The organism is Williamsia maris, assembly GCF_024171815.1.
Lineage (GTDB): Bacteria > Actinomycetota > Actinomycetes > Mycobacteriales > Mycobacteriaceae > Williamsia_A > Williamsia_A maris.
Window position 1 is genome coordinate 772,486 of the sequence record NZ_JAMTCJ010000002.1, and the last position, 13,680, is coordinate 786,165.

Sequence of the window (13,680 nt, forward strand, 5' to 3'; positions counted from 1 at the left end):
ATGTGCACCAATCGGTCCTGTTCAGCCGTTGTTTGCCGAGGCGTGATGGGTGGGATACCCCGCATCCTCCGTTAGTATTTCTCGCAATGCTGTCCAGATGGGCAGTTCTGCGGCGGTGCGAGCGAACCGGCCGCCACCTGGACGACCAGGTGAACCGGTGATCTGGAGGACCGATGCGGGAGCCACGTCATGTCGACCGCTGATACCTCGCGCGATCTGACGGATCCCTCGTCGGAGTCTGCGAAGACCACCGCGTCCACCGGTGACGACGCCCGGCTGCGCGCTCTCGAGTCCGATCTGGCCCGTTCCCGCTTCAACGTGCTGTCGACCGTCGTGAAGTACATGTCGCAGCCGCGATGGTGGGTCGAGCTGCTCCTCATCGGCGGGCTGTACGCGATCTATTCGGCCATCCGCAACAGTGTCGGCGAGGTCGCCGACAAGGCCTTCGCCAACGGCTATGAGCTCCTGCGCATCGAGGACGCCTGGCACATCGCGTTGGAGCGCCCGCTCAACGACTGGGTGCACCACACCCCGATCGTCGCCGACGTGGTCGCGCTGCAGTACGCGACGTTGCACTTCATCGTGACCCCGGGCGTACTCATCTGGCTGTTCTTCCGCCGAAAGCCGCACTACCGCAAGGTCAGTGCCGTGCTGATCACCACCACGGTGCTCGCCTTGATCGGCTTCTACTGGTACCCGACGGCACCGCCCCGGCTGCTCACCACCGAGGGCTTCGTCGACATCATGAGCCAGACCGCGTCGTGGGGATGGTGGCCGGAATCGGGCACCCCCGGCTCCGACGCGATCTCCAACCAGTACGCGGCCATGCCGTCGCTGCACTGCGCGTGGGCGGCCTGGTGCGGACTGACGCTGTTCTTCCTCGCGCGTCGGATGTGGGTGCGCATCCTCGGCCTCATCTATCCGTTCACCACGTTCTTCGTCGTGATGGGCTCGGGGAACCACTTCATCCTCGACGTCCTCGCAGGCCTGGCCACATTGGCTGCGGGCGCGAGCATCGTGTTCGGTGTCCGATGGTTGTGGATCGCACGAGTCCGACGCAGACGTGCGGGTGCGGCGACGCTCGAATGAGCGTGGGGGTCGCCGCCGAGCAACGACGCTGGCGGATGGCACTCCCACTGGCGGCGGCGGTGGTCGCGACCGTCGTCCTCTGGGCACTCAGTCCCACCCTCGGTGATCTCCAGGCGGCGATCGCCCGCGAGGAGGCCGCCCGTTCCGGCGTCGGTCTGGGCTACTGGTTCGGCTGGTACGGCGGGGTCTCGCCGGGCAGCTATTCGCTGATCGTTCCCGCCATCTCCGCGATCACCGGATCGTTGGCGCTGCTGGCCATCGCGACCCTGGCCATCGCGGTCATGGCGTACCCGTTGTCGCGCAACGCGACCCGGCCCACGCTGCTCACCTGGGCCATCGTCATCGCAGCGGTCCTCAACATGATGTCCGGCCGCGTGGCCTTCGCCGTCGGGGCGGCGATCGCACTGGCCGCCGTCCTGCTCCTGCAGCACGGACGACTGACCCTGTGCGCCGTGGTCCTGGTGGTCTCCGGTCTGGCCAGCCCCCTCGCCCCGGCGTTCGTCGGTCTCGCCGCCGTACCGTTCCTGCTCGGCGCGTATCGATCTCGCGCGGTGTGGAGTGTTCTCGTCGGAGCGGCCCTCGGGGTCATCGTCCCGTTCGCGTTGTTCGGTGCGCCTGGTGCACAGGGTTTTCCGTGGACGACGCTGTTCTGGGCTTTGCTCATCGGTGTCGGGGCAGGCATCGCGTTGACGTCGCCGCCCGAGCGCTGGATCGCGCCTCTCGCCATGGTCGCCGCGATCGTGGTCTTCGCCATCCCGAACGGGGTCGGGTCCAACCTGAGCCGCTTCTTCTGTCTCATACTGCCGTGTCTGTGTCTGTACTTCTCGCGGAAGTCGTTGCTGGTGGTGTTGATCGCGCTCGTGCCGGCGGTCAGTTATGCCGGGTTCGTGGCCGTCGCCGACCAGGTGGCCGTCGCCGACGCCGGTGACACCGAGAAGAACTACGAGCCGCTGCGCCTGGCGCTGCTGCGTGGGCCAGGGTTGGTCAACCACCGCGTGGAGCTGGTCGACGCGGGGACGCACGCCGGGTCGCACGAGCTCGGGTCGCTGGTGAAACTGGCCCGCGGGTGGGAGAACCAGTCGGACTCCCGGTTCAACCCGATCTTCTACGACCAGGACGCGCTCACCCCGACGTCGTACCGAACCTGGTTGCGCGACAACGCCGTGTCCTATGTCGCCGTCTCCGACACCCCGCTGCGACAGGGCAAGAAGGAAGCGGCGCTGGTCAATTCGGGGCTGCCGTATCTGAGCGAGGTCTGGTCCAACGACGAGTGGACGCTCTATCGGGTCGCGAACCCGGCAACCATCGTCGCGCCCCCGTTGCGGTTGGTCACCGACACCCCGTCGACGATGGTGGTCGATGTCCCCGACACCGCCGCGCACCCGATTCAGATCCGTCCCAACCGCTACCTCGTGGCCCGCAGCATCACCGATCCGACGATGACGGCGTGCATCGATCAGACCCCGGACGGGTGGATCACCGTGCAGGCACCGACCCCGGGCACCTACACCCTCGAGGGCCCGTTGAGCGTCCGCGGCGTACTCGCCGAGCAGTCGCCCAGCTGCCGCTGACCGCACTGACGCACGCGACTGACTAGCGTCGTGTGTATGCGTCTTGGATTCCGTCACCGTATGCCCACCGTCGACCTGGCCATCGCCGCGCCGTCGAGCGCGGTGTGGGACGTCCTGGTCGACCTGGACGCCTGGCCGGTGTGGGGTCCGACGGTGGCGGGGGCGACCCTGGACACCCCGGGACCGTTCGCCTCCGGTACGCGGGGCAAGGTCATCACCGCGGTCGGGGTCCCGTTGCCGTTCGAGATCACCGAGTTCATCGACGGCCGTGTGTGGGCGTGGCGCGTGCTCGGGGTCCCCGCGACCCGGCACGAGGTCATCCCGGTGCGCGACGGCTGCGTCCTCAGTTTCGGTGTGCCGATCTGGGCGCCGGCCTACCTGAGCGTCATGGCTCTGGCGCTGCCGCGTATCGAGCGTCTCGCGCTGGAACGCTAGATCCGATCGCCGCCGCGGGCGTAGGTCGGATCGTCCGGCGTGAACCACGAGTCCAGCGGCATCAGCTTGAGCCACGCGTCGACCGACTGCGGATCGTAGAAAGCCGCCACGGCAGGGTCGTTCATCAGTCCGGCGACGACCGCGGTCCACTCGCCGTCGCGAGGATCGGGATCCATTCGGGCGACGTCGTCACCGATCTCGCCGGTGGCGTGGGCCTCGGCGGCGTCGGCGATGATCAGTCGCAGCGCCAGTTGCTCCGCCGTCGTGCGCGGATGCGGGAGCTCTCCGGCCTCGAGATCGGTGGCCAGATCGGCGAACGAGCGCGCGACCATCCGACGCCAGGCCGCGTCCTGGCCGTACGTGCACGGTGGTAACCGGTCGAACAGATACCACCAGCCGCCCACGGTGACCGGATCGCCGCCGCGCTCGTCGATGTCGTCGACAGCACGCGCATGGTTGGCCCAGGAGTGATCCAGGAGCAACCGACGCTGCCGATCCGTCAGCGCAGAGATCATCGAGCCGTTCGGGCGCGCGAGGGTGCTGACCTCTTCGTGCGCGCGTCGGGTGCCGGCCGGACCCTGGCGCGACCGTAGGGGCCGAGCTCACGTGGGGCCGGTTCGACGGTGCGGCACACGGCGTTCCACGCCTGCTCGACCTGGACCAGGGCCTGGTCGAGCCGACCCAGCGCGACGAGATGCTGGGACGCGACCTCGTCGGTGCGGAACGGCTCGTCGGGCGAGTTCGGGAACACCGGTGCGCCGGCCCCCGTCAGCAGACAATCGCAGGACACCGCGGCGATCTCGCCACGCATCAACGCGATCACGTCGGCCCATGACTTGTTGACGATGGTGTCCAACCGATGGGCGTTCCGGTCGGCGTCACCGGACCTCGACGGCTGGTTCACAGCGGCCCCCACCGTCTCAGTAGAGGTTCGCGCGACGGTAGAAGAACGCCGCTGGGCGGGTGAGAAGCCCCACGCTGCTGAGGAATTCGATGAGGTGCACGCAGCTGCCGCGCATCATCGAGTGGAAGTGCTTGTTGTTCTTCTTCGCCGACATCGCGCGCTTGCGGTCGAGTCCGGTGTTCGCGTAGACGTCGGGTGAGTGCAGGCTCGAGACGATCACGAAGCCGGCGATGGCGATGATGAGCGCACTGATCTGCCGACGGATCCAGCCCACGTTCTTCATCGACTCGCGGACCTCCTCGCGAGCGAACTTCATGTGCCGCGACTCCTCGAGAACGTGGATCTCGTTGATGGTGCGGACGAACGGCAGGACGCGGGGGTCGCTCATACAGCCGCGCTGGAGGACGTCGAGGACCTCCTCGGCGACGAGGATGCCGCCGTAGGCGACCTCGCCACGCGCGAACATCATGAAGCCCTTGCCGAGGAGTCCCACGAACTTCGACGGGCGGTAGGAGGTGCCGACCAATTTGTCGGAACCCTTGGCGAACATCAGCGAATGCCGCGCCTCGTCAGCGATCTCGATGAGCGACCACTGGAACTCGGGGGTGTGGTACTTGCCGAGGTACTGATCGCGGATGACCATCTCCTGCAGGATCATCTCGAACCAGATGCCGTTGGTGGCGACCGACGCCGACTCGTGGCGGGTCAGTTCGATGCGCTGTTCGAGGGGCATCTCCTCCCACAGCTCGGTGCCGTAGAGGGTGCACCACTCGGGGCTGCAGCCGTAGAGATCGGGGTCCATCGGCTGGTCCCAGTCGATCTCGGTCATCGCGTTGCGAGACAGGCGGGCCGCCGAGGCGATCAGCCGGTCGGAGACCTCCTGCGGGCCCTGATCGAGCCGTGTCTCTCCCATGCTTTCCGACGTCGCTGTCATCGTGCACCTCCAGACGATTCGACTATGACCGTTGTCACCATCGTTCATTGTCAAGGTACGCGCTGGGTGAACACTTGTAAACAGTTCGTCGCGGTGGGTATGTGATCATTCGTCAATGACATCGGATGCGGTCGTCGGGAGCAGGTGGCGCGGGATCAGGGGCGCGTTCGAGCATCGACCGGTCCAGCTCTACGCGGTCGGCATGGTGACCGCCAACGTGATCGGGGCAGTCATCGTCTTCGGTCTGATCCGCTTCATCCTCCCGCTCCCCATCGACCCGGCCGCGGTCCTCTCCGCGCGCAACTTCATCACGTTCGGCGCCTATCTGCCGGTTGCGGTCGTCATCGGTTTCGCGCTCGGGATCGGCGTGGCCGCACCGGCTTTCGAATGGCTGGGCGCCGGTGGCGTCCCCGACATCCGCGCATATCAGGCGGTACTGCGGCTCCCGGCGCGGCAGGTGGCCGTCAACGCCACGCTGTGGATCACCGGACTCCTGGTGTTCGTGACGGTCAACGGGATCGGCGACGGCGGGGTCAACCTGTTGGTGGTCATCGCGCTCGCGGTCGGCCTGGGTGGGGCCGCGACATGCGCGATGGGCTACGTCGTCGCCGAACGGATCCTGCGTCCCATCACCGCGCAGGTGATGATCCGCGGGGTCCCCGGCCGGTACACGGCGCCCGGGGTGACGTCGCGACTTGTCGCGATGTGGGGATTGTCGACCGCGGTGCCGTTGGTGGGTGCCGGTCTCATCGCGCTCGGGCGGCTGCTCGAGATCGTGATCCGGCCCGGCGACGACATCGCCGCCGCGGTGCTCGCGCTGTCATTGATCTCGCTCACCGTCGGGGCGGGCGGGATGTTGTTGGCCGCACGCTCGGTGGCCGACCCGGTCACCCAGATCATCGCCGCGATGCACCGTGTCGAGCGCGGCAGCTACGACACCCGCGTCCCGGTCTACGACGGCTCCGAGATCGGCCGGCTCCAGGTCGGGTTCAACCGGATGGCGGCCACCGTCGGCGAGCGCGAACACATCCGCACGCTGTTCGGCATGCACGTCGGCGACGCGGTCGCCGCGCGTGCGCTCAAGGAGGAGCCGACCCTGGGCGGCGAGATCCGTGAGGTGGCGGTGCTGTTCATCGACCTGGTCGGCTCGACGTCGCTGGCGCAGACCCACTCCCCGGAGGAGATCGTCAACCTCCTCAACGACTTCTTCGGCACCGTGGTCGAGACGGCGGCACGCCACGACGGGTTCGTGAACAAGTTCGAGGGCGACGCGGCGTTGCTGGTCTACGGGGCGCCGCTACCGCACGAGGATCCGGCCGGTGCCGCGCTCCGGACCGCGCGGACCCTCGCGCAGGCGATCCCGTTCGACGGTCGGCTCGACGCGGGCATCGGCGTCAGCTTCGGGTCGTGCCTCGCGGGCAACGTCGGGGCGGCGAATCGGTTCGAGTACACCGTGATCGGCGATCCGGTGAATGCGGCGGCCCGGCTCAGCGATCTGGCCAAGGACCGTGACAGCCGGGTGGTCGCCTCATCCGATGCGCTGGACGCGGCCGCGGTCGACGAGACCCAGCACTGGTCGGTGGTCGACGAGGTGACGTTGCGCGGTCGGTCGGAACCCACGTCGCTGGCGATACCCCGTAGCTGAGTTCGTCAGCGGGACAACGCCGTGTCGACGGCGTCGGCCATCGACCCGTGATGGACCGGGCCGTGGCCCGGGAAGATCGTGTCGGCCTCGAGATCGCGCAGCGCGAGCAGGGATTCGCGGTTGCGGGCGAGATCGTGCTGGAACGCGTGGTGCAGGCACTGCGGACCGGCCACGGGTGAGATGCCGTGGGCGGTGATCAGCGCGTCCCCCGAGACCAGGACCCTGCCGTCGGCGACCAGGTAGCCGCTGTGCCCGTCGGTGTGGCCGGGGATGGCGACGGGAACCGGACGACCCGGGAGGTCGAGCGGGCCGCTCGCGGCGAACGCCTCCGACGACGGGATGCCGGTCGTGTCGAGCACGCCGAGCCGGATGACCCCGGAAAGCCAGCGGAGCACGCGTGGTCGGTAGGAGATCTTCGCGATGTCGAGAGGCGTTGCCTGCTGCAGGATCTCGCGGCGGCCGTGGGGGACCTCGGTGGGGTCCATGAACACCGCGAATCCGTACCTCTCGGCGAGGACGCCGAGACCGCCGATGTGGTCGACGTGGGCGTGTGTCACCAGGGCGGCACGGATCTGCTCCGGGTCGGCGCCGACCTCGCGGATGGACGCGAGCACGGCGTCGACCTGCTTGGGATACCCGCCGTCGATCAGGGTGACGCCCGAGTCGTCCTGCAGGATCACCCAGTTGACGTGGTCGGTGTGCACGAGGTGCGCCCGACCGCCGCGAGGGTCGGTGATGGTCGTGATGTCGACGTCGCTCATGTGCGGACCACCAGGACGAAGGGACCGACCTCGGTGACGGTGAAGCGGGGATCGTCGAAGAGGGCGGTGGGGAAGGTGACGGTGTAGCGGGTCACGTTGGGGTCGTTCGGGTAGACGTCGGCGGCCAGGCGCAGTGAGTACCCGTCGGCGCTGTAGCGGAACAGGAACACCGTCGGCGGGCGCCACGGCGTGGAGTCGAGCGCGGACACCAACTCGTCCGGGGTCTGCAGCGTCGCCCACTTCTCGATGGCCGCGGCTCGTTTGTCGAACTCCGCCAACGGGTTCGCGTAGTGCGAGGTGAGCCCCTGGAACCCGTAGTACGGGTACACCGACAGGAAGCCGTAGTCGGCGGTGAGCACGACGGTGTCGTTGCGGGGGCGCTTGGTCTCGGTCCGGATCGCCTGATCGATCTGCGGGAAAAACGACTCCGCGCCGGCCGGACGCTTGTCGGCGCGTACGCCGTTGCCGTCGGTGTCGGTGTAGGCGACGGTGATCTCCGCGGACAGGTGATCGGGGATGTTCTGTGCGACCGCGACGGTGCCGATGATGGACGCGACCACGATGAGGAAGCGGATGTCGCCGAATCGGCGGACGGCGGCCATCGCCACCTCGGCGAGCCCCAGGACCCCGGCGGCAGAGAGGATCAGCGCCAGCAGCGGCTCGAGTCGGAACGACAGCAGCGTGGTGCCCGCGGCGGTCAGGGCCATCGACAGCAGGCAGAACGCGTAGATCGCGACGACCGAGATGCCCAGGGCCAGTGAGACGGTCCGGGTGCGGTGTCGCAGCAGCAGCCAGATCAGCCCGACCAGGCAGAGCGCGCCGACGAGAGAGAACTCGAACATCGGGGCGGGCAGTCGGGCGCCGTTGCTCGGCAGATAGTGCTCGGCGGTCCCACCGCTGGCCGGCTGACTGCGCAGACGGGCCAGCAGGTACGGCGCCCACACGACGAGGGCGATCACGCCGGAGACGACACCCATCGCGATCAGGCGGGCGGCGAGCACCCCCACCCCGCGGACACGGGCGGCGCGGACCGCGCCCGGGTCGACGGCGTTGTTCCCGGCCGCGCGGACCGCCTCGACCGCGAGGTAGAGCGTCATCAACACAGCGATCAGGGCGAACAGACCGGTGAACAGCGTGTAGAACGTCGCGCTCACGCCGATGAAGACCCCGCCGGCGAGCAACGCTGCGCCACTCCCCGATCGGAGTCCGTGCAGCACGGTGACGAGCATCGGCGGACCAACGAGGATCAGGATCGCCGCGTACGGCTCCGGTCCCGCGTACATGATGGCCACCGCGGTGGTCGCGATGGTGATCGCGATGGCGCGGTCGGTGGGCAGCATGCGCTTCCACAGCACCATCGCGATGGTCGCCGCGATCGCGATCGAGATGATCGCCCACGGCTTGTAGGCCTCCCACGCCGGCTGGCCCACCGCGTTGGCGTACCGACCGCCGAGCCAGAACCATCCCGCCGGGTAGTAGGGCGCGAGGTTGAAGTAGGTCATGTCGTGCAGACCGGAGGTGTCGGTCAGGCGCGTCAGGTACTCGGTGCGGAACTGTTGATCCACCGAGATGCCGAACAGGTAGAGCTTCGTGGCACCGAGCGGCATCGCCAGCGTGACGGTCGCGAACGCCGAGATGCCCACCAGGCTCAGCGGGGTGACGAGACGCGCACCCCGACCGGCGCGTGCGAGCAGCGCGGCGACGACGAGCAGTGCGATGGAGACGACCTGACCGACCGTCGTCAACGCCCCGTTGACGTTCGAGGAGTTGAAGGCGGGCCACTGGACCTGCGCGATGACGAACAGGCCGACCGATGCGACGACCGCCGCCACGATCACCGCGACCACGACCTCGGCGCCGGCCAGCACATGGCGCCGGCCCGGCATCAGACGTGGGCGGTCGGACGGTGGACGCGCTGTCTCGATCCCGACGCTCATGGGCGTCTCAGATGGGGAGTTTGCGGAAGATCGGCCGTGGGATGTGCCGCAGCACGATCATCACGAACCGGAACGGCGGCGGCGCCCACACGATCTCTTTGCCCTTGTCGGCGGAGCGGACCGCGAGCTGCGCGACGTCTTCCTTGTTCACCGTCATCGGTGCTTCCTTGACGTGTGCCGAGAGGCGGGTGCGCACCATGCCCGGTCGGATCACCAGGACGCGGACGTTGAACTCGCGCAACGCCTCACCGAGTCCGAGGTAGAAGCCGTCGAGCCCGGCTTTGGTCGAGCCGTAGACGAAGTTGCTGCGCCGGACGCGTTCGCCGGCCACCGAGCTCATCGCGATGATCTGGCCGTGTCCCTGGGCGCGCATGCGCTCACCGAGCAGGACTCCGACCGAGACCGCGGCGGTGTAGTTGATGTCCGCGGTGAAGACGGCCTTGCGCTGGTCCTGCCACACCTCTTCGTCGACGCCCTGGACGCCGAAGGCGACGATCGCCACGTCGACATCGCCGGCGGCGAAGGCCTGTTCGGCGACGGCGGGGTGGGTGTCGGGCTTGAGTGCGTCGAAGTCGATGCGCTCGACCGACGATGCGCCCGCGGCCTTCATCGTCTCGATCGCGGCGTCGCCTGCGGGGTCACCGGGCACCGTGGCCAGGATGACCCGCATCGGGCCCTTCTTGAGGTACTCGGCGCAGATGGCGAGCCCGATCTCGGAGCTGCCACCGAACAGCAGCAGGGTCTTCGGGACGCCGACGGCGTTGATCATGAGAGTTCCTTCGTTGGACAGTTCTGTTCGGAAAAGATCGTGTGGATCAGGGGCTTGACGGGGCTCAGGCCAGTTCGAGTCGACGGGCCATGTCGGAGACGAAGACCCCGTGCGGGTCGATGCGGCGACGCGTGGCGATCCACTCGTCGACCCGCGGGTACATGGCGTGGAACGTCTCCGCGGTGGTGCGGGAATCCTTGGCGGTGTAGAGCCGTCCGCCGATCGACAGCACGCGGCGGTCGAGTTCGGTGACGAACTCGTGCAACCCGTTCTTGATGGGGAAGTCGACGCAGATGTTCCAGCCCTCGATCGGGAAGCTCAGCGGCGCACGGTTTCCCTCGCCGAAGAGCTTGAACACGTTGAGGAAGCTCACGTGGCCCGACGCCTGGATGTCGATGATGATCTGCTTGAACTCCTCGACAGCCTCCACCGGGACGATGAACTGGTACTGCAGAAAGCCTTTGGACCCGTAGGCGCGATTCCAGTCACCGAACAGATCGAGCGGGTGATAGAACTTCGTCAGGTTCTGGATCTTGCCCGTGTAGTTGCCGCCCATCCGGTAGTACGCCTCGCCGACGATGGCGAAGTCGAACTTGTTGGCCAGGCCGTTGGGGAAGATGTCGGGGAACTTGATCAGCGTCTTGCCGGTGAACGCCAACGGGTTCTTGGCCAGATCGTCGGGCAGCTGGTCGAGCGTGGCCAACGAGCCGCGCGAGAAAGAGCCCCGCCCCAGCTTCGGCGGCTTGCTGATCGCGTCGAACCAGCCCGAGCTGTAGCCGTAGCCCTCCTCGAATCCGTCCGCGTGGAGTGCGATGGTCTCGTCGAGGCTGTTGGTCGTCGCGCCGTCGGCGATGAAGTAGGCCGTCTCCGTGCGGGTCATCGCGATCTTCGCGCGCAGGATCAACCCGGTGAGGCCGATGCCACCGACGGTCGCCCAGAAGATCGACGCGTCGGGATCGTCCGAGCTGCCGTCCGGCGTGATGGTGAGGATGCGGCCGTCGGCGACCAGCAGCGTGATCTCGGTGACGTGGTTGCCGAAGCTGCCCGCGCTGTGGTGGTTCTTGCCGTGGATGTCGTGTGCGATGGCGCCGCCGATGGTGACCTGGCGCGTGCCCGGCAGGACCGGCACCCACAGGCCGTAGGGGAGCGCGACCCGCATCAGGGTGTCCAGGTCGACGCCGGCGTCCACGTCGGCGATCGCGGTCTCGTCGCTGATCGAGTGGATCCGCTTGAGGCGGGTCATGTCGATCGTCAACCCGCCGACGTTCTGCGCCGACTCGTTGTACGAGCGGCCCAGGCCTCGCGCGATGACGCCGCGTTGCAGGTACGTCGGCTTGTCCGCGTTGTCGTCGGCGACGCGTGCGACGGCGGCCGCGATGACGTCGAGGTCAGGCGTGGAGAGCACGTGCCCGTCGATCGGCGTGGTGCGACTCCAGCCCACGAGCCTGCGGGTTTCGATGGGCAGATCAGTTGTAGACATCGCTGGACAGCCTACTGCGTGCGCGATTGCTTCTGACCGGCGATGACGCGGTCCGAATCCGTCGACGTCAGGGCGCTGTCGCCCACATGCGGGTGTCGGCGAGTGCGCGGTCGAGGGTCGCGTCGTCGATGAAGCCCTGGGTGCGCGCGGAGAACAGCCCGTTGATCGCCGCCCAGGTGGCGATGGTGCGGTCGATGTTCTGGTGGGCGCCGACCGCACGGAGCAGGACCCCGGCGATGCGATCGCGGATCGCCACGCGCAGGTCGCCGAACTTCGCGGTCGGTTCCAGTGCGTCGGTCAGCGCGATCAGGCGGAACGCGAGTTGGTCGTCGTCACGGTGGAACCGCACGTAGGCGTCGAACACCGCGCCGGCCCGGTCGTCGATGCTCGAGGCCGCGACGGCCTCGTCGATGATGCGTTCGTTGGCGGTGACAGCCTGTTCGGCGAGCGCCAGGTAGATGTCCTGCTTGCCGCCGGGGAAGTTCGAATAGATCGAGCTCACGGCCACGTCGGCGAGCTCGGCGATGTCGGCCACGGTCGCCGCCTGGTAGCCGCGCTCCTCGAACAGAGTCCGCGCCGCGGTGCTCACGGCGGTCACCGTTCGACGCCGTCGCCGGTCGACATCGGTCATGGTGGTAACCGTAATGAGATTCCGGAAACGGAACAAGGTTCTCTGTGGGGTCGATCACCTGATACAAAATGGTCCATGGCCTCGAAAAGCGTGTTCATCACCGGCGCTGCTGCCGGCATCGGTCGTAAGACGGCCCTGTCCTTTGCCCGCAAGGGCTACATCGTCGGTGCGTACGACATCGACGAGGCAGGTCTCAAGACCCTGTCCGACGAGATCGAGGACCTCGGTGCGGTCCCGGTCATCGGGCACCTCGACGTCACCGACGCCGGCGAGTTCGCCGAGCGTCTCGCGGAGTTCACCGCGAAGACCGGCGGGAAGCTCGACGTGATGCTCAACAACGCGGGCATCCTCATCGCCGGCCGCTTCGAGGAGCTCAAGGTCTCCACGCTGCACAAGGAGATCGACATCAACACCAAGGGCGTGGTCAACGGCCTGCACGCGGCGTTCCCGTACCTCAAGGCCACCAAGCGGTCGGTCGCGATCAACCTCGCCTCGGCGTCGGCGATCTACGGTCAGGCCGAGCTGGCGAACTACAGCGCGACGAAGCATTTCGTCCGCGCCATCACCGAGGCCCTCGACATCGAGTGGAGCGACTACGGCATCCGCGTCGTCGCGATCTGGCCGCTCTACGTCCAGACTGCGATGACCGAGAACATCAAGACCGGCACCACCACCGCGTTGGGCATCAAGTTGGGCCCGCAGGATGTCGCCGATCGTATTCTCGAGGCTGCCGAACCGAACCTGTTCAGCAAGGTCATCCACCAGGTGCATTACAACGTCGGCAACCAGACCCGTCTCATGGCGGCCGGTTCACGGTTCTCGCCGGTCTACCTGACCCGCCTGGTCAACAAGCGCCTCGCCGGGAGCCACTAGCACCCCCGCATCACGTCAGAACAGCGTCGCCGGTTCGGATTCCTCGAGCCGGCGACGCGTCTGTGTGACGCCGGCTGATCCCGGTGACATAGATCCCGATGACGCGGACTCGGGCGCATCGGCGACCGCGCGGGCGGCGGCACCGGCCAGCTGATCGGCGATCTCGTTGAACTCGTTGCCGACGTGGCCCCGCACCCAGCGGAACCGGACCGGACCCGATCGGGCGGCGATGGCCGCGTCGATGGCCTGGACGACCTCGAGGTTGCGCACCGGGGCGCCGGCAGCGGTCCGCCAGCCGCGGCGCTTCCAGTTGGCCAACCACTCCGACGAGCATTTGATCGCGTACTGCGAGTCCGACTCGACCATCAGTGGATCCGGGCCCGGATGAGCGGTGATGGCCTCGCGGATCGCGATCAGCTCGGCGATCTGGTTGGTGCCCGAGGGTGCGCCGCCACTGGCGGTGGGACCGGTGTGATCGACCCACGCCCAGCCGATCGCGCCGCCGGGATTCTTGAGGCACGAGCCGTCGGTACTCACGATGATCACGGGACGCGAGTTTACGGTTCCGTACTGACACAGCAGTGCATCTCGCCGATTCCGATGTGTCGCCCACCGTCGACTGGGCGGTTGCGGACGTCGAGTGGGCGCCTG

Annotated in this window: 14 protein-coding genes; 5 read left to right on the plus strand and 9 right to left on the minus strand. The window is 67.6% G+C overall.

All coding sequences use genetic code 11. The features are described from left to right. Positions 1-189: 189 nt before the first annotated feature. The 3 genes from LX13_RS10610 to LX13_RS10620 are packed head-to-tail and all read left to right on the plus strand — an operon-like array spanning position 190 to position 3,095. Positions 190-1,089, plus strand: coding sequence for a phosphatase PAP2 family protein (locus tag LX13_RS10610; protein ID WP_253661291.1), 900 nt, complete (start codon positions 190-192; stop codon positions 1,087-1,089). Then, positions 1,086-2,660, plus strand: a complete 1,575-nt coding sequence (locus LX13_RS10615) for a hypothetical protein (protein WP_253661292.1) — start codon at positions 1,086-1,088, stop codon at positions 2,658-2,660. The genes LX13_RS10610 and LX13_RS10615 overlap by 4 nt, the downstream gene beginning before the upstream one ends. A 60-nt stretch (positions 2,661-2,720) precedes the next feature. After that, a complete protein-coding gene (locus tag LX13_RS10620; RefSeq protein ID WP_253661293.1) occupies positions 2,721-3,095 on the plus strand; it encodes an SRPBCC family protein in 375 nt (124 codons plus the stop codon). On the opposite strand, the gene LX13_RS10625 is transcribed toward LX13_RS10620, so the two are convergent. The 3 genes from LX13_RS10625 to LX13_RS10635 are packed head-to-tail and all read right to left on the minus strand — an operon-like array spanning position 3,092 to position 4,912. Then, positions 3,092-3,610, minus strand: coding sequence for a hypothetical protein (locus LX13_RS10625; protein WP_253661294.1), 519 nt, complete (start codon positions 3,608-3,610; stop codon positions 3,092-3,094). The two genes, LX13_RS10620 and LX13_RS10625, sit on opposite strands and share 4 nt — an antisense overlap. Next, positions 3,607-4,011 carry a hypothetical protein gene (locus tag LX13_RS10630; RefSeq protein WP_253661295.1) on the minus strand — a complete coding sequence of 135 codons (405 nt, stop codon included), beginning with the start codon at positions 4,009-4,011 and terminating at the stop codon, positions 3,607-3,609. Before LX13_RS10630 ends, LX13_RS10625 begins: the two co-directional genes overlap by 4 nt. 4 nt (positions 4,012-4,015) lie before the next feature. Then, complete coding sequence (locus LX13_RS10635; RefSeq protein WP_372499869.1) at positions 4,016-4,912, minus strand: AurF N-oxygenase family protein; 897 nt, start codon at positions 4,910-4,912, stop codon at positions 4,016-4,018. 136 nt (positions 4,913-5,048) lie between these two features. Here LX13_RS10635 and LX13_RS10640 point away from each other — a divergent pair, with 136 nt between their 5' ends. Continuing rightward, complete coding sequence (locus LX13_RS10640; RefSeq protein WP_253661297.1) at positions 5,049-6,578, plus strand: adenylate/guanylate cyclase domain-containing protein; 1,530 nt, start codon at positions 5,049-5,051, stop codon at positions 6,576-6,578. A 5-nt stretch (positions 6,579-6,583) separates the two neighbouring features. Here LX13_RS10640 and LX13_RS10645 read toward each other — a convergent pair whose 3' ends face one another. From LX13_RS10645 to LX13_RS10665, 5 genes are all read right to left on the minus strand, one after another. Then, positions 6,584-7,339: an MBL fold metallo-hydrolase gene (locus tag LX13_RS10645; protein ID WP_253661298.1), complete on the minus strand. Its 756-nt coding sequence runs from the start codon at positions 7,337-7,339 to the stop codon at positions 6,584-6,586. Continuing rightward, positions 7,336-9,276, minus strand: a complete 1,941-nt coding sequence (locus tag LX13_RS10650) for an arabinofuranosyltransferase (RefSeq protein WP_372499870.1) — start codon at positions 9,274-9,276, stop codon at positions 7,336-7,338. The genes LX13_RS10645 and LX13_RS10650 overlap by 4 nt, the downstream gene beginning before the upstream one ends. A gap of 7 nt (positions 9,277-9,283) precedes the next feature. Next, positions 9,284-10,045: a decaprenylphospho-beta-D-erythro-pentofuranosid-2-ulose 2-reductase gene (gene dprE2 / locus LX13_RS10655; protein WP_253661299.1), complete on the minus strand. Its 762-nt coding sequence runs from the start codon at positions 10,043-10,045 to the stop codon at positions 9,284-9,286. Positions 10,046-10,109: 64 nt separating this feature from the next. Beyond that, entirely contained in the window at positions 10,110-11,525 is a 1,416-nt protein-coding gene (dprE1, locus tag LX13_RS10660; RefSeq protein WP_253661300.1) for a decaprenylphosphoryl-beta-D-ribose oxidase, read from the minus strand. 67 nt (positions 11,526-11,592) lie between these two features. Then, the gene (locus LX13_RS10665; RefSeq protein ID WP_253661301.1) at positions 11,593-12,156 is read right to left on the minus strand and encodes a TetR/AcrR family transcriptional regulator; all 564 of its coding nucleotides are present in this window, start codon (positions 12,154-12,156) and stop codon (positions 11,593-11,595) included. A 75-nt stretch (positions 12,157-12,231) separates the two neighbouring features. On the opposite strand from LX13_RS10665, the gene LX13_RS10670 reads away from it, so the two are divergent. Then, positions 12,232-13,029 carry an SDR family oxidoreductase gene (locus LX13_RS10670; protein ID WP_253661302.1) on the plus strand — a complete coding sequence of 266 codons (798 nt, stop codon included), beginning with the start codon at positions 12,232-12,234 and terminating at the stop codon, positions 13,027-13,029. A 15-nt stretch (positions 13,030-13,044) separates the two neighbouring features. Here the strand turns inward: LX13_RS10670 and LX13_RS10675 are convergent, their stop codons facing one another. Beyond that, entirely contained in the window at positions 13,045-13,575 is a 531-nt protein-coding gene (locus tag LX13_RS10675; protein ID WP_253661303.1) for a ribonuclease H family protein, read from the minus strand. Positions 13,576-13,680: the final 105 nt, after the last annotated feature.